We start from the raw sequence: 18,176 nt of genomic DNA on the forward strand, positions 1-18,176 counted from the left end.
GAGTGAGGCTTCCTCCAGCCTTCCTGTGCTGGTGAAGCCTTTTTCTCTTCAACCGTAGGGAGATATGTATGGCAGCAACTCGTCAAGAATTGGCAAATGCCATCCGCGTGTTATCCATGGACGCAGTTCAGAAGGCAAATTCTGGACACCCTGGTGCACCGATGGGCATGGCAGACATCGCAGAGGTTCTCTGGAACCACCATCTGCGCCACAACCCAACCAACCCTAACTGGGCTGACCGTGACCGTTTCATCTTGTCCAACGGCCATGGCTCCATGTTGATCTACTCCCTGTTGCACCTGACAGGCTACGATCTGGGTATCGAAGACATCAAGACTTTCCGTCAACTGCATTCCCGTTGCGCCGGCCATCCAGAATACGGCTACGCACCTGGCATTGAAACCACCACAGGCCCTCTGGGTCAAGGCATCACCAACGCGGTTGGTTTCGCGATGGCTGAAAAGTTGCTGGCAGACCAGTTCAACAAGCCAGGCCATGAGATCGTCGACCACTACACCTACGTATTCCTCGGTGACGGCTGTCTGATGGAAGGCGTTTCCCACGAAGCCGCCGCATTGGCTGGTACATGGGGTCTGGGCAAGCTGATCGCCATCTGGGATGACAATGGCATCTCCATCGATGGTCACATCGAAGGCTGGTACACAGACGACACCGCCAAGCGTTTCGAGGCTTACGGCTGGCACGTCATCCCCAACGTTGATGGCCACGATCCCGCAGCGGTTGATGCCGCTATCCAGGAAGCCAAGAAGGTCAAGGACAAGCCAACCTTCATCGCTGCCAAGACCATCATTGGCAAGGGCTCCCCGAACAAGTGCGGCTCCCACGACTGCCACGGTTCCGCACTGGGCCTGGAAGAAGTCGCTGCAACCCGTGAAGCGCTGGGCTGGACACACGAGCCATTCGTGATCCCTGAAGAAGTTTATGCAGGCTGGGATGGCAAGGAAAAGGGCTCCAAGCTTGAGAACGACTGGAATGCCAAGTTCGAAGCTTACGCCAAGATCTACCCAGCGGAAGCTGCCGAGTTCAAGCGCCGTTTTGCAGGCGAACTGCCAGCAAACTGGAAGGAAGTGACTGACGCTTTCATCAAGGCAACCAACGAGAAGGCTGAAGCTGTTGCAACCCGCAAGGCTTCCCAGAACGCGATTGCTGCCCTGGCTCCGGTATTGCCAGAGTTCATCGGCGGTTCCGCCGACTTGACTGGCTCCAACCTGACCAGCTACTCCGGCTTCAAGCACGTGAGCGGCAAGGAGCCTGGCAACTACATCTCCTACGGTGTACGTGAATTCGGTATGTACGCGATCATGAACGGTATGGCGCTGCACGGTGGCGTATTGCCATTCGGCGGTACTTTCCACATGTTCTCCGACTACGCGAAGAACGCGCTGCGTATGGCTGCATTGATGAAGCAACGCACTATCGCCGTGTTGACTCACGACTCCATCGGCCAGGGCGAAGATGGTCCTACTCACCAGCCAATTGAGAACACTGCCGGCCTGCGTTACATTCCTCGTATGGATGTATGGCGTCCTGCTGATTCCGTTGAAACTGCAATTTCCTGGGTTGCTGCCATCGAGCGCAAGGACGGTCCATCCAGCCTGGTGCTGAGCCGTCAGAACGTGCCCGGCATCAAGCACGACGAGAAGCACTTCGAACTGATCCGCAAGGGCGGTTATGTATTCTCCGACGTGGAAGGCAAGGCTGACGTCATCCTGATCGCTACCGGTTCCGAACTGGATCTGGCAATCAAGGCTGCTGCAGAGCTGAACGCTGCCGGCACCAAGGTGCGCGTGGTTTCCATGCCATCCACCAACGTGTTCGACCGCCAAGACCAAGCCTACAAAGACAGCGTATTGACACCAGGCGTGAAGCGCGTGGCCGTTGAAGCTGGCGTGACCGACTTCTGGCGCAAGTACGTCGGCCTCGAAGGCGCTGTGGTCGGTATCGACACCTTCGGCGAATCCGCTCCAGGCGGCGTGCTGTTCAAGCACTTCGGCTTCACTGTTGAAAACGTAGTGAACACCGTCAAGTCCGTGCTGTAATGGCGTGAACTAACTGAAAAAAAGGGGGGCCAGTGTTACTGGCTCCCTTTTTGTTTTTCATAGAGAGGAAAACCCTATGACAATCAAGGTTGGCATCAACGGCTTTGGCCGTATCGGCCGCATGGCGTTCCGTGCGGCGATCAAGGATTTTACTGATATCGAGGTCGTGGCGATCAACGACTTGCTCGAGCCCGACTACCTGGCCTACATGCTCAAGCACGATTCCGTGCACGGCCGCTTCGATGGCGACGTTTCCGTCAGCGGCAACAACCTGGTCGTGAACGGCAAGACCATTCGCCTGACTGCAGAGCGTGACCCTGCAAACCTCAAGTGGGACGAGGCCGGCGTGGACGTCGTGGTCGAGTGTACCGGCTTCTTCCTCACAGAAGAAACCTGCCAGAAGCATATTGACGCAGGCGCCAAGAAAGTGGTGCAGTCCGCGCCGTCCAAGGATGATACCCCTATGTTCGTCTATGGCGTCAACCATGACGCCTACAAGGGCCAGGCCATCGTTTCCGCGGCTTCTTGCACCACCAACGGCCTTGCGCCGGTGGCCAAGGTATTGCAGGACAACTTCGGCATCAAGCGCGGCCTGATGACCACCGTGCATGCGGCCACTGCTACGCAGAAGACCGTGGACGGCCCATCCAACAAGGATTGGCGCGGCGGCCGCGGCATCCTGGAAAACATCATTCCTTCCTCCACCGGCGCAGCCAAGGCCGTGGGCAAGGTGATCCCGGAACTGAACAAGAAGCTGACTGGAATGGCATTCCGCATCCCGACCAGCGACGTATCTGTCGTAGATCTGACCGTGGAGCTGAACAAGGAAACAACCTACGAGCAGATCGTCGCTGCGATGAAGGCAGCTTCCGAAAGTGGTCCGCTCAAGGGCGTACTCGGCTTTACCGACGAGAAGGTCGTATCCACCGATTTCCGCGGCAACGCCTATCCGTCGATTTTCGACGCGGATGCCGGTATCCAGCTCGACCCGACCTTCGTCAAGATCGTGGCCTGGTACGACAACGAATACGGCTACACCTGCAACATGATGCGCCTGGTGCGTCATATTGCCAGCTAAGCCGGGGAGCAAGCGATGACCGTAATCAACATGACGGACCTCGACCTCGCGGGCAAGCGCGTTTTTATCCGCGCCGACCTCAACGTGCCGGTCAGCGATGGCAAAGTCACTTCCGACGCGCGTATCACGGCTTCCATTCCCACCATACGCCACGCCCTGGATGCCAAGGCGCGCGTCATGGTGACTTCCCACCTGGGCCGCCCGGAAGAAGGCGTATATTCCGAGGAAAATTCCCTGCAGCCCGTGGCTGACGTGCTGGCCGAAAAGCTGGGCCAGCCGGTGCGGCTGATCAAGGACTGGGTGGATGGCGGCTTTGAAGTGGCCGAGGGCGAAGTGGTCTTGCTGGAAAACTGCCGCTTCAACAAGGGCGAGAAAAAGAACGTCGAAGAAACCGCACGCAAATATGCCGCGCTCTGCGACGTGTTCGTGATGGACGCTTTCGGCACGGCCCACCGCGCGGAAGCTTCCACCTACGGTGTGGCGCAATATGCGCCTGTCGCCGCGGCCGGCTTGCTGCTGGTAGGCGAGCTGGATGCGCTGGGCCAGGCCCTGTGCGAACCCGCCCGCCCCATGGTCGCGATTGTCGGCGGCTCCAAGGTCTCGACCAAGCTCACCGTGCTGGAAAGCCTGGCTGAGAAGGTCGACCAGCTCGTGGTCGGCGGCGGTATCGCCAATACCTTCCTCAAGGCGGCCGGCAAACCGATCGGCCGTTCGCTGAACGAGGACGACCTGGTGCCTACCGCGCAATGCCTGATGGAAAAGATGGCAAAACGCGGCGCGGCCGTGCCGATCGCGGTGGACGTGGTCTGCGGCAAGCAGTTCGATGCCAATGAGCCTGCCGTGCTCAAGTCGGCGGATGACGTGGCCGACGACGACATGATCTTCGACATCGGCCCCGAGTCCGCCAAGCAACTGGCCGAGATCATCCTCAATGCAGGCACCGTGGTCTGGAACGGCCCGGTTGGCGTATTCGAGTTCGACCAGTTCGGCGAAGGCACCAAGACCATCGCTGACGCCATCGCCAAGACCAAGGCCTTCACCCTGGCCGGCGGCGGCGACACCATCGCCGCAATCCAGAAATACGATATCTACGATAGGGTGTCTTATATCTCGACGGCGGGTGGAGCGTTCCTGGAATTCCTTGAAGGCAAGAAATTGCCGGCGGTGGAGATTTTGGAACAGCGTGCTAAAGGTGATTGCTAAGATCAGCCTAAAAATAAAGGAGCCCGCGGGCTCCTTTATTTTTTGCTATATCCACTTTTTTTAAGGGCGAGCGTAGCGAAGCCAAGTGCGGGTTTGACGTTGAACTCCCCGTCTGGCTGCGCCGAGTAGCGCAAATCTGTCTGGATCAAGAGCTTGCGTCTGTTTGAGCGTAGCGAGTTCAGCAAGAGCCCAGACAGATTGAGCAACGCAGGGAACCGGGAGCTTTGCTCCCGGCGCAGACTCCGGGGTCGCCTTTGCTTTGGTTACTTTTATTTGGCGAAGCAAATGAAAGTAACTCGCTGACAAGCGAAAGGCAACGGGTCAATGACTTGCGATAGGGGTCAAGACCACTTTCTAATCCAACAACTATCTAACTAAACCCATCCAATTCAACGAGCTCTGGTCTTTATCATTACTGAAGCATGATGCAAGGATGGGTTTCGCCCCGCCGGGCGAACCTATTTCTTTTGTTTCGCCAAAAGAAAGATACGAAAGAAAACGCAGTTTCGGCGGAGCCAAAAGGCGACCCGATTGTCTGCGTCCCTACACTTTGTTTGCTGGGTGTGCATCGTAAAACATGATAAATCCTCTTGTCATCTTAATGGCACAAAATATGCACCATTCCCCCTAAGCGCTGTCAGCATTAAGATGAATTCCTGAGCAATCGCAAGGAAAGGATGTCATGGCATTACGTAAAACCAAGATTGTGGCGACGCTGGGGCCGGCTTCCAGCGATGAGGCGGTGATTGAGCGGCTAGTGGATGCCGGGATGGATGTGGTGCGGCTCAATTTCTCGCATGGGTCCGCGCAAGACCATATTGCCCGCGCCGAGTTGGTGCGCGATATCTGCCGTCGCAGCGGACGGCCGGTAGGGGTGTTGTGCGACCTGCAGGGGCCGAAGATCCGCATCGGCAAGTTCGAGAACGACCGCATCCTGCTCAAGGTGGGCGACAAGTTCATCCTCGATGCGGCATGCAAGCTGGGCAACCAGGAGCGGGTGGGGCTGGATTACAAGACCTTGCCATCCGAGGTGGAGCCTGGCGCGGTGTTGCTGCTGGATGATGGGCGCATCGTGCTCAACGTCGAAGCGGTGAACGGCGGCGAGGTGCATTGCACGGTGGCGGCCGGCGGGGTGCTGTCGAACAACAAGGGCATCAACCGCCAGGGCGGCGGCTTGTCTGCGCCTGCGCTGACCTTGAAAGACCAGGAGGATATCCGTACGGCAGTGGCGCTGGAGGCGGATTATATCGCCGTCTCGTTCCCGCGCAGCGGTGCGGATATCGACCTGGCGCGTCAATTGGTGGAGGAGGCAGGCGGCCATGCGGCGATTGTCGCCAAGATCGAGCGCGCGGAGGCGATCGATGCGCTGGAGGAGATTATCGACGCCGCCGATGTGATCATGGTGGCGCGCGGCGATCTCGGCGTCGAGGTGGGCGATGCGGCGGTGCCCGGTTTGCAGAAACGCATGATCCGCACGGCGCGCATGCGCAACAAGCTGGTGATCACGGCGACGCAGATGCTGGAATCCATGATCAGCAGCCCGATCCCGACCAGGGCCGAGGTTTCCGATGTGGCCAACGCGGTGCTGGACGGCACCGATGCGGTGATGCTCTCGGGCGAGACGGCGGTGGGGCATTATCCGGTCGAGTCCATCCAGGCCATGCACCGGGTCTGCCTGGAGGCGGAGAAGGAGTACGACAGCCACCATTTGCAGGCGCCGATCAATGACGAGTTCGAGTTCATCGATGAGGCGATCGCCATGGCATCCGTGTACGCGGCGGAGCATTTGAACGTGAAGGCGATCGCCGCCCTGACCCGGTCGGGCTCTTCTGTCACCTGGCTGTCACGCTCGAATACTAATGTGCCGATTTATGCATTGACGACGGAGCGCAACACGCGGCGCAAGCTCACGTTGTACCGCGGGGTCTATCCCTACCATATCGAGCTGCCCAGCCAGGAGCTGAGCAAGATACTCTATGACGCGGAAGAGACATTGCTGCGGCTGGGCGCGGTGCAGCGAGACGACCTCATGATGCTGACGTTCGGCGAGCCGATCGGCAATGCGGGCGGCACCAATACCTTGCAGATCGTCAAGGTGGGCGAGCATAGGCGCGAGCGACATTTAACCGCCAGCAACACTAGCCGTGAACAACCCTAGGATGGATAACGATGGCACTGATCAGTCTACGCCAATTGCTGGATCACGCTGCCGAGCATGACTATGGCGTGCCAGCCTTCAATATCAACAACCTGGAGCAGGTGCAGGCCATCATGTGCGCGGCGGATGCGTGCAACAGCCCGGTGATCCTGCAGGCGTCCGCAGGCGCGCGCAAGTATGCGGGCGAGGCCTTCCTGCTCAAGCTGGTCGAGGCGGCCATCGCCAGCTATCCGCACATTCCCGTCGTGCTGCACCAGGACCACGGCGCCAGCCCGGAGGTATGCCTGCATTCCATCAAGACCGGCTTCAGCAGCGTGATGATGGACGGTTCCCTGCTGGAGGACGCCAAGACCCCGGCCAGCTATGCCTACAATGTAGAGGTGACGCGGCAGGTGGTGATGGCCGCGCATGCGGCGGGCGTGTCGGTGGAGGGCGAGCTGGGCGTGCTCGGCTCGCTGGAGACAGGCCTGGCGGGCGAGGAGGACGGCGTCGGGGCGGAAGGCCTACTAGACCACAGCCAGTTGCTCACCAGCCCGGACGAGGCGGTGGATTTCGTTGCGCAGACAGGCGTGGATGCATTGGCGATCGCGATCGGCACTTCGCACGGCGCCTACAAGTTCAAGCGCCCGCCCACCGGGGAAACGCTTTCCATCAGCCGCCTGCGCGAAATCCATGCGCGGTTGCCGAATACGCATCTGGTGATGCATGGCTCTTCCTCCGTGCCGCAGGAGTGGCTGCGGGTGATCAACGAATACGGCGGCGAGATTCCCGAGACCTACGGCGTGCCGGTGGAGGAAATCGTCAAGGGGATCCGAAGCGGGGTGCGCAAGGTGAATATCGATACCGACCTGCGGCTGGCTTTTACCGGCGCGTTGCGCCGCTTCCTCGGGCAGCCGGAACACAAGGCGGAATTCGACCCGCGCAGGATCCTGGCAGCCGCGACCGGCGGCATGCAGGCCTTGTGCCGGGAGCGTTTCGAGGCATTCGGCTCTGCCGGGCATGCCGCGCAAATCCAGCCTCTCCCACTCGATAAAATGGCGCAGCGATACGCTGCTTCCTAAGAGCCTGTTCGCCATCTTTTCATGGGGTACGCATGGCATCAAAACGCGTCCGATCAAGGCGCAGTCCGGGCGCGTTTTTATGCCATGCCCTCCGGGTTGACCTGGCAGCGCAGCCGCTGCTGCGTTGCAAATCTTCGCCGGGCAATAAGCCCGGTTACAATGCGCATGCTTGTGGTTTTGCCTTGCTTTGACTACCCTGCCGGGACAACGTGCCCTATGAAAAGATGGTGAACAGGCTCTAATACATCGCTTCACGGCGGCGGATATTTACAGCGTATAATGCCGGGATCATTTGCCCGGACCAGCGCCGCTATGCAACCCAATAAATACAGTAAATTAGGCCAGCGAGGCATCGGCCTCGTCGAGCAGGCATTGCTGGTGTTCATTGCCCTGGCGACGATAGTGGCGACCGGGCAGGCCGCGCTGCATATCTGGGATATGAGGGCCGTGACCGTAGCGGATTTGCTGCTGCTGTTTCTCTATCTCGAAATCCTCACCATGCTCAACCATTACTTGAGCTCGGGCACGCTGCCGGTGCGGTACCCCTTGTATATCGGCATCATTGCGCTGGCGCGCTACCTGGTGCTGGACATCAAGGAGCTGGAAGCCTGGCGCATTTTTGCCGTGGCGGCTTCCATCCTGCTGATCGCCGTCGCCATCCTGGTGGTGCGCTACGGGCATGTGAAGTTTCCTTATTCCGATGGCCCCGAGCAGGACCATCACAAATAGTTTTTGATAGAGGTACGCGTTTTGACTACTCCCCTCATGCAATCCAGCATCAAGAGCCTGAAACTTATCAATCAGGGCAAGGTGCGGGATATTTATGACCTCGACGATAAACACATGCTGCTGGTGGCGAGCGACCGCCTCTCCGCATTCGACGTCATCCTGCCGACGCCGATCAAGGACAAGGGCGCGATCCTGACCCAGATCGCCAATTTCTGGTTCGAGAAGCTCAAGCATGTCGTGCCCAACCACTTGACCGGCATCGACCCCAATACCGTGGTGAGCGATCCTGCGGAGCAGGCGCAATTGGGGCCGCGCGCGCTGGTGGTGAAGAAGCTCAAGCCGTTGCCGATCGAGGCGATCGTGCGCGGCTACCTCGCGGGCTCCGGCTGGAAGGAATACAAGGGCAGCCAGAGCGTGTGCGGCATCCCGTTGCCGGCTGGCCTGCAGGAAGCGGCCCAGTTGCCCGAGCCCTTGTTCACGCCATCGAGCAAGGCGGAAGTGGGCGACCACGACGAGAACATCACCTTGGAAAAATGCGCCCAATTATTGGGTAAAGAGCTGGCCGACAAGGTGGCGCGCATCAGCGTGCAGCTTTACAAGGAAGCGGCGGCCTATGCCCTGAGCCGCGGCATCATCATCGCCGATACCAAGTTCGAGTTCGGGTTGGACGAGGCGGGCGAGCTGTACCTGATCGATGAAGTGCTGACGCCGGATTCATCCCGCTTCTGGCCGCAGGATCAATACCAGGTCGGCAGCAACCCGCCGAGCTTCGACAAGCAATACGTGCGCGACTGGCTGGAATCCACCGGCTGGAACAAAACGGCGCCCGGCCCGGCATTGCCGGACGATGTGGCGACCAGGACGGCGGACAAATACCGCGAGGCGTTCGAGCGCCTGACCGGTAAGCCTTTCTAGCCAGGACATGCCCTGAAAGAAAAGCTGAAAAAGCTGGCGCGGCAGCTCAAGACCGAGCTGGAAGTCTATCAGTTGGTGCTGCGCCATCCGCAAACGCCCTGGCTGGCCAGGGTGCTGCTGGGGCTGGCGGTGGGCTATCTGCTGCTGCCATTCGACCTGATCCCGGATTTCATCCCCATCCTCGGGCAGCTGGATGACCTGGTCATCGTGCCGGGCCTGTTCTACCTGGGCATCAAGTGCGTGCCTGCAGCGGTGGTTGCCGAATGCAGGCAGCAGGTCGCCGAGCGCGCCATAGCCCAAAGATGATTTTTGTCCCTGATTTACGCTAAAATCCCGCGTTATCCCCATATTATTCAAACCAAAACATATTAAGGATCAATCCATGTCCCTCTGTAATGTGCCGGCAGGCAAAGACATCCCTAACGACTTCAACGTCATTATCGAAATCTCCATGCGTGGCGAGCCCATCAAGTTCGAAGTGGACAAGGACTCTGGCGCCGTATTCGTGGATCGCTTCATGGGCACTTCCATGCATTATCCGTGCAACTACGGCTACATTCCGCAGACGCTGTCTGAAGACGGCGACCCCGTCGACGTGCTGGTGATTACCCCGATTCCATTGCAGCCGGGCGTGGTGATCCGCTGCCGCGCGATCGGCGTACTGACCATGGAAGATGACGGCGGCGTGGACGCCAAAGTGCTGGCCGTGCCGGTGGACAAGATCTGCCCGCAATACAAGGACATCAAGTCCTATCAGGATATCCCCGAGTTCCAGCTTGCGCCTATCGCCCACTTCTTCGAGCATTACAAGGACCTGGAAAAAGGCAAGTGGGTCAAGGTCGGCGAGTGGAAGGATGTTGAAGACGCCAAGGCGGAAATCGTCGCTGGCGTCGAGAGGTTCGGTAAGTAATCCAGTCCCGCAATAGAGCCGGTCAGGATCAGAAAGAGGAGCAATGCTCCTCTTTTTTATGCCATAGCATGCACAAAAGGATGTTTGAGGCCGTTGCTAATTCCGGCAAATAAATAGGTAATTGTCTTACTTCGGCGTGGCATTCATGTCATTATGATGACAGGCGCGTGAAGCTGATCATTGGCTCAAGTGTTTGCGATTAAGCGGCCTTGTGCCGGGGATATTATGGAATGGATGACAATTGCGGTTGAATAGATGATTAGTCAACTGAAGCTTGAAAGCTACCAGCTCGAGGCATTGCTGGAGTCGCTGCCTATCCCTATTTCCTGTGCCAGCCTGCAAGGCGGCAAGATTCTATTCATGAACGGCAAGTTCCGCGAGACCTACGGTTACCGCAGCAGCGATTTTGCCTCGGTGGAAGATTGGATCGTGCGCGTTTATCCCTTGGCAAGCCAGCAGGTAAGCGCTCGCGAAAGGTGGTCGGCATATTTTGAGGGCGGCGGCAAACAGGTCTACGAGGTTCCCGCGGTGGAGGTGAATGTCCAATGCGCCGATGGCAGCATCAAGACGGCGTTTCACGGCGGGGTAATCCTGCCCGAGGCTGGCTTGGCCCTGGCGACTTTTGCCGATATCACCGAGCGCAAGCGGGACGAAGCTACGCTCAAGGCGCTGGCGGAAAAGGATGCGTTGACCGGCTTGCTCAACCGCAGGGCGTTCGACTTCTATCTTGAGCACCTGACGCAGAAAGCCGCCGACGAAAACCAGATGCTGCTGCTGATCCTGCTCGACCTCGACCGCTTCAAGGCGATTAACGACACCTACGGCCACCAGACCGGCGACCTGGTCTTGAAGCATGTGGCCTCGGTGCTGTCGGCCTGCGTCCGATCCAGCGACTACCTCGCGCGGTTCGGCGGGGACGAGTTCGGCATCCTAGCGCCCAACATCACCACCAAGAAAACCGAGGAACGCTTGTGCAGCAAAATCATTGACATGCTGCATGAGCCTTTCGACATCGGCGCTGACAATCCGTACCGGATCAATACCAGCATCGGGTTCGCCATTTATCCGCTGGCCGCGACTTCCCACGAGCAGCTTTTCAAGAAAGCCGACGAGGCGCTCTACATATCCAAGAGCAACGGCCGGGGAATGTGGACGGCCGCTAAAGAAGAGGGCTGATCATTCGCCCACCTGCAACAGCAGCCCCTTGCGTCTTGCGATTTGGAAGTAGCCGAGGAATACGGCAATGCCGACGGCCAGGTAGAGGATATTCAACCCTATTGCCCAGGCCATATGGCTTGCATCGAAGCTGTGCTCTAACAGCAGCGCGCGCATCCCTTCGAACACATGGCTCGCCGGCAACGCCAGGGCGACAGGCTGCAGCCAGCCTGGCAGGATGGCGACCGGGTAATAGATGGCGCAGAGCGGCTGGATGGCGAACACGCTGACCCAGGCGATGCTTTCCGCGCCCATGCCGTAGCGCAGCACGATGCCGGATACGATCAGGCCGATCGCCCAGCCCATGACGATGAGGTTGAGGAAGAAGGCGATCAGCGGCAGGCCCATATCGTAGATGTTGTAGCCGAACAGCGGGATGGCGATGAGGGTGGCGCCGCCAATGCCGATCAGGGTGCGGATCAGGCTCATGAGCAGCAGCGATGCCACCATTTCATAGGGCCGCAACGGGCTGACGAACAAATGCCCCAGATTGCGCGACCACATTTCCTCCATGAACACCAATGCAATGCCGAGCTGGCCGCGGAACAGCACGTCCCAGAGTAACACGCCCGACAGCAGGATGCCGCTGGCCTGGGCGATCAGGCTGCTGTTGACTTGCAAGTACAAGGTGATGAAACCCCACAGTATCATCTGCACCGTAGGCCAGTAGACCATTTCCAGCACGCGCGGCCAGGAGGAGCGCATCAGGTAGAGGTGGCGCAATGCTACCGCGCCGATGCGCCTAGGAGAGAAGTGGATGTCCTGCATCAGGCAGGTTCCTTGTGGCGCGCGATGTCGATGAAGACTTCCTCCAGGTTATTGCGACCGTACTTGACAAGCAGGCCTGCCGGCGTGCCGGTGTCTACCACTTGGCCTTTGCGCATCATGATCACGTCAGTCGCCATGCGCTCGACCTCGGCCATGTTGTGCGATGCCAGCAGGATGCTGGCGCCGGTGTCGCGTTGGTATTGCTCCAGGTAGCTGCGGATGGAGTCCGCGGTATCAGGATCCAGAGATGCGGTAGGCTCGTCCATCAGCAGCAGCTCGGGTTCGTTTAGCAGCGATTTGGCAAGGGAAACACGGGTTTTCTGTCCGGCCGAAAGCTGCCCGTAGCGCTTGTCCAATAGTGCATCAAGGTGCAGCGCCCCGGCCAGTTCCTCGATGCGCGGCTTCAGGCGGGGCAGCCGGTACAAGTGCCCGTAGACCGTGAGGTTCTCGCGTATCGTCAGGCGTTGCGGCAGGTCGACGTAGGGCGAGGAGAAGTTCATGCGGTGCAGAAGGCGGTAGCGATGCTGCAGCATGTCCTCGCCGAGGATGCGGATCTGTCCCTGGCTAGGGGTCAATAACCCCAGCAGCATGGCAATCGTCGTGGTTTTCCCCGCGCCGTTGCCGCCCAGCAAGGCCGTGGTGACGCCGCGCTTGGCCTGGAAGCGCAGGTTGTCGACGGCGCAGAACTGGTCGAAATACTTGTACAGGCCCTCGACCTCGATGACGAATGCCTGGCTCATACCAGACTCCAGAGCATCTTGATGCCTACCACGTAGAGCAGCAGCGCAAATAGCTTTTTCAATACCGGGACTGGCAGCCTATGGGCCAGGTAAGCGCCAAACGGCGCGGTGAGCATGCTGGCGAGCGCAATGCCGGCGAATGCGGGCAGATAGACATAGCCCAGGCTGTATGCGGGCAGATTGCCCTCCGCCAGGCCTGTGACGACGAAGCCTAGCGTACCGGCGACCGCGATTGGCAGCCCGATCGCAGAGGAGGTGCCAATCGCGTAGCGCGCATTGAAGTTGCAATAGATCAGGAACGGCACCGATAGCGATCCGCCGCCAATGCCGACCAGGCTGGAAAGCACGCCGATAACGCCTCCCATGCCCAAGGTGCCGGCCTTGCCTGGCAATTGCCTGTGGGCCGCCGGCGTGAAGTTGAGCGCCATCTGGGTGGCGATCAGCAATACGAACACAGCGAAAATCACCTTGAGTATCACGGTATCCAGCTGGCCGGCCAGTACGGCGCCGAGCAAGGTGCCGATAACGATGCCGGGCGCGATCAGTTTGACCGCGGACCAATGCACGTTCTGTTTTTTATGGTGGGCGTGCGCCGACGAAATCGAGGTGACGATGATCGTCGCCAGCGAGGTGCCGAGCGCGATATGCATGATGTGTTGCGGCGGGAACGCCTGCGAGGTGAAGATGACGACCAGGATGGGCACGATCACGGTGCCGCCGCCTACGCCAAGCAGCCCCGACAGAACCCCTGCCCCTGCCCCGGCAATAAAATAAAGTAAAAATTCCATAGTGATCCGACAAAATCCTGGTGAATGTCAGGGACAGGCGAAGGTGCTGCTAGCGGCGGCTGGAAAGCCGGGCAATGGCATCGCCCAGCGGCGAGCCCTGCAGTTCGCTTGCCAGCTTTTCAAGGCTGGCTGCTGCTGCCGGGCTGAGCGTGCGCACTTTCTTGGCAGGCTTGCCCGCGGCAGATTGCACTTGCACTTCCACCCGAATTGAAGTAACTTCAAGCCCTTGTTTTTTCAGCCCAAGCATCAGGCTGGGCAGCATCAGTTTGATTTTTGCAGCGACTGCGCCATTGGTGGCATAGACCGTCAGGCGCTTGTGGCTGAGACTCCCTGCCTGCGTATAAGGTTTCAGCGCGGCGGGTACTACGGCGTTCCATTTCTGCTGCGAAAGCGTCAGTTGCTCTGCTTGTTGCGAAAGAGCCGCCAATTCGGCATTTTCAGTAAACAATGCACTTACACGCAGCATGCCGGGCTCTCCCAAGGGGAAGTAATGAACATCATTTTAGTATCGAATAGTACGGCAAGGACGCGCAGCATCCCGCTGCCACTGGGCTTGCTCGTCATTGGCCTGCTGAGCGCGCTGCCAGCCTTGCTGCTTTGGGTGCTTATTGTGCCACAGGGCACCCACCAGCACAAAGGCGCCCCGGCTTCCATGCATTTCGCGAGCGCAGGCGAGCAGGCGCATATCGATGCGTTGGCGCAGCAGCTTGGCGAGATAGAGGCCAAGGTGTTGCGTCTGGATGCATTGGGCGCGCGGCTCTCCAGCCTGGCAGGCGTCAAGGCCCGCGACGCCGATGCCTTGCCGCCGGGGCGGGGCGGCCCCATGGTGGATGCGCGTACCATGTCCGAGGATGAGTTGAAGCAGCGCATCCAGGCATTGACGCAATCGATAGACCTCAACAGCGACAAGCTGAGCGTGCTTGAAGCCTCCCTGTTGCAGCAGCGCCTGAAGGCGAGTACATTGCCGAGCACCATGCCGACCGATGTGGCGTATAACTCCTCCAGCTACGGCTGGCGCGTCGACCCGTTTTCCGGCAAGGTCGCTTTCCATGAGGGCCTGGATTTCGTAGCGGACAGCGGGACGCCTGTGTATGCTTCTGCCGCAGGAGTTGTAACGGCTGCGGAGCAGACTCCCGACTATGGTAGAATTGTCAAGATTAACCATGGGTCGGGGCTTGAAACCCGTTATGCCCATGCATCCCAGTTGCTAGTGAAGGCTGGGGACCGTGTCGAGCGAGGCCAATTGATCGCCCGCGTCGGCAGTACAGGGCGTTCCACCGGGGCCCACCTGCATTTCGAGGTGCGCTTGAACGGGGCAGCGCTGGATCCGCGCAAGTATTTGCAAAGCGCGAATTAGATTTTGATTTTATTAACTAAACTTATTTAAAGCTAACCTAGAGGTTTCCGTCCATACGGAAAAGTGGTGCCACTTCATGTTATCCGCGTTGTTCAAGAAAATCTTCGGTAGCCGCAACGAGCGGCTGGTCAAGCAATATGCACAGAACGTCAAGGCCATCAATGCGCTGGAACCCAGCATGCAGGCGTTGACGGACGAGCAGCTCAAAGCCAAGACGGAGGAGTTCAAGCAACGCTACCAGCAGGGCGAATCGCTGGAAAAACTGCTGCCCGAGGCTTTTGCCGTGGTGCGCGAAGGCGGCCGCCGCGTGCTCAACATGCGCCACTTCGACGTGCAGTTGATCGGCGGCATGGTGCTGAATGCAGGCAAGATTGCCGAAATGCGTACCGGCGAGGGCAAGACTCTGGTGGCGACCTTGCCTGCCTACCTCAATGCGCTGACCGGCAAGGGCGTGCATGTGGTGACGGTGAACGATTACCTGGCGCGGCGCGATGCCGAATGGATGTCCCGCCTGTATAACTTCCTCGGCCTGAGCGTGGGCATCAATCTCTCGCAAATGCCGCACGACGAAAAGCAGAAAGCCTATGCTGCCGACATCACTTACGGCACCAACAACGAATTCGGTTTCGACTACCTGCGCGACAACATGGTGTTCACGGCGGAAGAGCGCGTGCAGCGCAGCCTCAACTATGCGCTGGTGGACGAAGTCGACTCCATCCTGATCGACGAAGCGCGCACCCCGCTGATTATTTCCGGCCAGGCGGACGACAGCGTGGACCTGTACCTGCAGATGAACAGCATCGCCGCCAAGCTGGTGCGCCAGGAAAAGGAAGACGGCGAAGGCGACTTCTGGGTGGACGAGAAATCTCACCAGGTATTGCTCTCGGAGCAAGGGCACGAGCATGCGGAGGCCTTGCTGGCCGAGGCGGGTTTGCTGGCCGAAGGCAGCAGCCTCTACGACGCTGCCAACATCAGCCTGGTGCACCACATGTATGCCGCCCTGCGCGCGCAATCGCTTTACCACCGTGATCAGCACTATGTCGTGCGCGATGGCGAAATCGTCATCGTGGACGAGTTCACTGGCCGCATGATGGCGGGCCGCCGCTGGTCCGACGGTTTGCACCAGGCGGTGGAAGCCAAGGAGGGCGTGACCATCCAGAAGGAAAACCAGACCCTGGCTTCCATCACCTTCCAGAATTACTTCCGCATGTACGGCAAGCTTTCCGGCATGACCGGCACCGCCGATACCGAGGCCTACGAGTTCAACCAGATCTACGGCCTGGAAACCGTGGTGATTCCTACGCACCGCCCATTGCAGCGTAAGGACCACATGGACAAGGTGTATCGCACCGCCAAGGAAAAATACCAGGCGGTGATCGACGATATCAAGGAATGCCAGAAGCGCGGCCAGCCGGTACTGGTGGGCACCACCTCGATCGAGAACTCGGAGCTGATTTCCAGGGTATTGTCCGAAGCCAAGCTCGAGCACCAGGTGCTCAATGCCAAGCAGCACGAGCGTGAGGCCCACATCATCGCCCAGGCCGGCCGTGCCGGCATGATCACCATTGCCACCAACATGGCGGGCCGCGGTACCGATATCGTGCTGGGAGGCAATCCGGAAGACGAAATCGCCGCGGTGGAAGCGGACGAGAGCTTGTCCGAATCAGACAAGGCGGCGCAGATTGCCAAGATCAAGGCCGACTGGCAGGTGAAGCATGACGCCGTCTTGGCGGCAGGCGGCCTGCATATCATCGGCACCGAGCGCCATGAGTCCCGCCGCGTGGACAACCAGCTGCGCGGCCGTGCCGGCCGCCAGGGCGACCCTGGTTCCAGCCGATTCTACCTGTCGCTGGAAGACCAGCTGCTGCGTATTTTCGCCTCCGACCGTGTCGCCGCCATCATGGAGCGCCTGAAGATGCCGGAAGGCGAGGCGATCGAGCATCCATGGGTCACGCGTGCGATCGAGAACGCCCAGCGCAAGGTCGAGGGCCGCAACTTCGATATCCGCAAGCAACTGCTGGAATATGACGACGTATCCAACGACCAGCGCAAGGTGATCTACCAGCAGCGCAACGAATTGCTCGAAGCCGCGGACGTCGGCGAGACCATTGCCGCGATGCGCGTGGACGTGATCCACGACTTGATTGCGACCTATATCCCGCCTGAAAGTCTGGAAGAGCAGTGGGATATCCCCGGCCTGGAAAAAGCCCTGCAGGCAGACCTGGGCCTCGATATCCCGTTGCAGAAGATGCTGGAAGAAAACCCCAACCTGCATGAAGAAACCCTGCGCGAACATATCGTCGAGACGGCCAATGCCGCCTACCAGGCGAAGGAAGACCAGGCCTCGGCTTCGGTATTGCGCCAGTTCGAGCGTGCCGTGATGCTGCAAAGCCTGGACAACCACTGGCGTGAGCACTTGGCGGCGCTGGATCATTTGCGCCAGGGCATCCACCTGCGCTCCTATGCTCAGAAGAACCCCAAGCAGGAATACAAGCGCGAGGCTTTTGCCCTGTTCTCCAGCCTGCTGGATACCGTCAAGCGCGAAGTGACCCAGGTGACCATGCTGGTCAAGGTGCAGAGCGAGGCTGATGTGGAAGCCGTCGAGAAGCCTGCCGAGCTCGAGAACGTGCAATATCAGCATGCGGACTATGACGAGGCGCTCGGCAATGCGGATGAGTCCGACGAGGCCGGCGGACAGCCAGTGACGACATTCGAGCGCGTCGGCGTCAAGGTGGGCCGTAACGATCCTTGTCCTTGCGGTTCCGGCAAGAAGTACAAGCAGTGCCACGGCAAACTGAACTGATACCTCAGGGTTGAACGGATGCAGGTGCAAGCCCCGCAACTGGCCTCTCCCTGTATAAGGGTATGCGCGCTGGATAGCCGGCGGGAGTATTGTACAGGCTGCTTGCGGACGATTGCCGAAATACGCGCCTGGCGCACCATGGATGAGGCCGAGCGTCTGCAGGTTATGCGAGCGCTTGAAGCAAGGCGTCTAAGCCAGGCTTGAGACTAGGAGTGGCTAACAAAACTCAGCGAAGCGATCCTGGCTAGGCGCTCTGCGCAGACCGTACAAGTGGTACGACAAGCAGAAGCAACAACGTTATGAGAGTTTTATTAGCTGCTCTAAGCCGGGAAATCCCGGCTTTTTTATTGCCTGCATTCATGGTGCTGCCGGGCAAGCGGCACCTGATTAC

At 59.1% G+C, this 18,176-nt stretch carries 17 protein-coding genes; 13 read left to right on the top strand and 4 right to left on the bottom strand.

The features are described 5' to 3' along the window. Positions 1-68 precede the first annotated feature (68 nt). The 10 genes from tkt (at position 69) to ACKF11_RS11990 (ending at position 11,290) form a co-directional block, all read left to right on the top strand. On the top strand, positions 69-2,060 hold the full coding sequence (gene tkt / locus ACKF11_RS11945; protein ID WP_407997227.1) for a transketolase: 1,992 nt from the start codon (positions 69-71) through the stop codon (positions 2,058-2,060). A 76-nt stretch (positions 2,061-2,136) separates the two neighbouring features. Continuing rightward, complete coding sequence (gene gap / locus ACKF11_RS11950; protein WP_407997228.1) at positions 2,137-3,138, top strand: type I glyceraldehyde-3-phosphate dehydrogenase; 1,002 nt, start codon at positions 2,137-2,139, stop codon at positions 3,136-3,138. A gap of 15 nt (positions 3,139-3,153) precedes the next feature. Beyond that, positions 3,154-4,341 (top strand): phosphoglycerate kinase, encoded by a 1,188-nt coding sequence (locus ACKF11_RS11955; RefSeq protein WP_407997229.1) that lies wholly within the window; start codon positions 3,154-3,156, stop codon positions 4,339-4,341. Between the two features lie 682 nt (positions 4,342-5,023). Then, positions 5,024-6,499, top strand: a complete 1,476-nt coding sequence (pyk, locus tag ACKF11_RS11960) for a pyruvate kinase (RefSeq protein WP_407997230.1) — start codon at positions 5,024-5,026, stop codon at positions 6,497-6,499. Positions 6,500-6,510: 11 nt separating this feature from the next. Further along, positions 6,511-7,560: a class II fructose-bisphosphate aldolase gene (gene fba, locus ACKF11_RS11965; protein WP_407997231.1), complete on the top strand. Its 1,050-nt coding sequence runs from the start codon at positions 6,511-6,513 to the stop codon at positions 7,558-7,560. A gap of 312 nt (positions 7,561-7,872) precedes the next feature. Continuing rightward, positions 7,873-8,289 (top strand): phosphate-starvation-inducible protein PsiE, encoded by a 417-nt coding sequence (locus ACKF11_RS11970; RefSeq protein WP_309566260.1) that lies wholly within the window; start codon positions 7,873-7,875, stop codon positions 8,287-8,289. 21 nt (positions 8,290-8,310) lie between these two features. Next, complete coding sequence (locus ACKF11_RS11975; protein WP_407997232.1) at positions 8,311-9,204, top strand: phosphoribosylaminoimidazolesuccinocarboxamide synthase; 894 nt, start codon at positions 8,311-8,313, stop codon at positions 9,202-9,204. A gap of 75 nt (positions 9,205-9,279) precedes the next feature. Then, positions 9,280-9,510 carry a YkvA family protein gene (locus ACKF11_RS11980; RefSeq protein WP_407997325.1) on the top strand — a complete coding sequence of 77 codons (231 nt, stop codon included), beginning with the start codon at positions 9,280-9,282 and terminating at the stop codon, positions 9,508-9,510. A gap of 76 nt (positions 9,511-9,586) precedes the next feature. Next, a complete protein-coding gene (gene ppa, locus ACKF11_RS11985) occupies positions 9,587-10,114 on the top strand; it encodes an inorganic diphosphatase (protein WP_309566263.1) in 528 nt (175 codons plus the stop codon). Between the two features lie 255 nt (positions 10,115-10,369). Further along, the gene (locus ACKF11_RS11990; RefSeq protein ID WP_407997233.1) at positions 10,370-11,290 is read left to right on the top strand and encodes a diguanylate cyclase domain-containing protein; all 921 of its coding nucleotides are present in this window, start codon (positions 10,370-10,372) and stop codon (positions 11,288-11,290) included. Here the strand turns inward: ACKF11_RS11990 and ACKF11_RS11995 are convergent, their stop codons facing one another. From ACKF11_RS11995 to ACKF11_RS12010, 4 genes are read right to left on the bottom strand one after another with little or no spacing between them, the layout of a single operon-like run. Further along, positions 11,291-12,097 carry an ABC transporter permease gene (locus ACKF11_RS11995; protein WP_407997234.1) on the bottom strand — a complete coding sequence of 269 codons (807 nt, stop codon included), beginning with the start codon at positions 12,095-12,097 and terminating at the stop codon, positions 11,291-11,293. Beyond that, positions 12,097-12,837 (bottom strand): ABC transporter ATP-binding protein, encoded by a 741-nt coding sequence (locus tag ACKF11_RS12000; RefSeq protein ID WP_407997235.1) that lies wholly within the window; start codon positions 12,835-12,837, stop codon positions 12,097-12,099. The genes ACKF11_RS11995 and ACKF11_RS12000 overlap by 1 nt, the downstream gene beginning before the upstream one ends. Further along, complete coding sequence (locus ACKF11_RS12005) at positions 12,834-13,625, bottom strand: sulfite exporter TauE/SafE family protein (protein ID WP_407997236.1); 792 nt, start codon at positions 13,623-13,625, stop codon at positions 12,834-12,836. The genes ACKF11_RS12000 and ACKF11_RS12005 overlap by 4 nt, the downstream gene beginning before the upstream one ends. 49 nt (positions 13,626-13,674) lie before the next feature. Further along, the gene (locus tag ACKF11_RS12010; RefSeq protein WP_407997237.1) at positions 13,675-14,091 is read right to left on the bottom strand and encodes a DciA family protein; all 417 of its coding nucleotides are present in this window, start codon (positions 14,089-14,091) and stop codon (positions 13,675-13,677) included. A gap of 24 nt (positions 14,092-14,115) precedes the next feature. Here ACKF11_RS12010 and ACKF11_RS12015 point away from each other — a divergent pair, with 24 nt between their 5' ends. The 3 genes from ACKF11_RS12015 to ACKF11_RS12025 all read left to right on the top strand — a co-directional run bounded on the left by ACKF11_RS12015 (position 14,116) and on the right by ACKF11_RS12025 (position 17,989). Continuing rightward, positions 14,116-14,982, top strand: a complete 867-nt coding sequence (locus tag ACKF11_RS12015) for a M23 family metallopeptidase (protein WP_407997238.1) — start codon at positions 14,116-14,118, stop codon at positions 14,980-14,982. Between the two features lie 76 nt (positions 14,983-15,058). After that, the gene (secA, locus tag ACKF11_RS12020) at positions 15,059-17,785 is read left to right on the top strand and encodes a preprotein translocase subunit SecA (RefSeq protein ID WP_407997239.1); all 2,727 of its coding nucleotides are present in this window, start codon (positions 15,059-15,061) and stop codon (positions 17,783-17,785) included. Positions 17,786-17,803: 18 nt separating this feature from the next. Then, complete coding sequence (locus ACKF11_RS12025) at positions 17,804-17,989, top strand: DUF1289 domain-containing protein (RefSeq protein ID WP_309566271.1); 186 nt, start codon at positions 17,804-17,806, stop codon at positions 17,987-17,989. Positions 17,990-18,176 lie beyond the last annotated feature (187 nt).

It is taken from the genome of Methylobacillus draconifructus, assembly GCF_045984385.1.
Lineage (GTDB): Bacteria > Pseudomonadota > Gammaproteobacteria > Burkholderiales > Methylophilaceae > Methylobacillus > Methylobacillus flagellatus_A.

Excerpts from the sequence above, each read along its gene's own strand:
- tkt (WP_407997227.1), top strand. The coding sequence starts at position 69 with ATGGCAGCAACTCGTCAAGAATTGGCAAATGCCATCCGCGTGTTATCC.
- gap (WP_407997228.1), top strand. The coding sequence starts at position 2,137 with ATGACAATCAAGGTTGGCATCAACGGCTTTGGCCGTATCGGCCGCATG.
- ACKF11_RS11955 (WP_407997229.1), top strand. The coding sequence starts at position 3,154 with ATGACCGTAATCAACATGACGGACCTCGACCTCGCGGGCAAGCGCGTT.
- pyk (WP_407997230.1), top strand. The coding sequence starts at position 5,024 with ATGGCATTACGTAAAACCAAGATTGTGGCGACGCTGGGGCCGGCTTCC.
- fba (WP_407997231.1), top strand. The coding sequence starts at position 6,511 with ATGGCACTGATCAGTCTACGCCAATTGCTGGATCACGCTGCCGAGCAT.
- ACKF11_RS11970 (WP_309566260.1), top strand. The coding sequence starts at position 7,873 with ATGCAACCCAATAAATACAGTAAATTAGGCCAGCGAGGCATCGGCCTC.
- ppa (WP_309566263.1), top strand. The coding sequence starts at position 9,587 with ATGTCCCTCTGTAATGTGCCGGCAGGCAAAGACATCCCTAACGACTTC.
- ACKF11_RS11990 (WP_407997233.1), top strand. The coding sequence starts at position 10,370 with ATGATTAGTCAACTGAAGCTTGAAAGCTACCAGCTCGAGGCATTGCTG.
- ACKF11_RS11995 (WP_407997234.1), bottom strand. The coding sequence starts at position 12,097 with ATGCAGGACATCCACTTCTCTCCTAGGCGCATCGGCGCGGTAGCATTG.
- ACKF11_RS12000 (WP_407997235.1), bottom strand. The coding sequence starts at position 12,837 with ATGAGCCAGGCATTCGTCATCGAGGTCGAGGGCCTGTACAAGTATTTC.
- ACKF11_RS12005 (WP_407997236.1), bottom strand. The coding sequence starts at position 13,625 with ATGGAATTTTTACTTTATTTTATTGCCGGGGCAGGGGCAGGGGTTCTG.
- ACKF11_RS12010 (WP_407997237.1), bottom strand. The coding sequence starts at position 14,091 with ATGCTGCGTGTAAGTGCATTGTTTACTGAAAATGCCGAATTGGCGGCT.
- ACKF11_RS12015 (WP_407997238.1), top strand. The coding sequence starts at position 14,116 with ATGAACATCATTTTAGTATCGAATAGTACGGCAAGGACGCGCAGCATC.
- secA (WP_407997239.1), top strand. The coding sequence starts at position 15,059 with ATGTTATCCGCGTTGTTCAAGAAAATCTTCGGTAGCCGCAACGAGCGG.
- ACKF11_RS12025 (WP_309566271.1), top strand. The coding sequence starts at position 17,804 with ATGCAGGTGCAAGCCCCGCAACTGGCCTCTCCCTGTATAAGGGTATGC.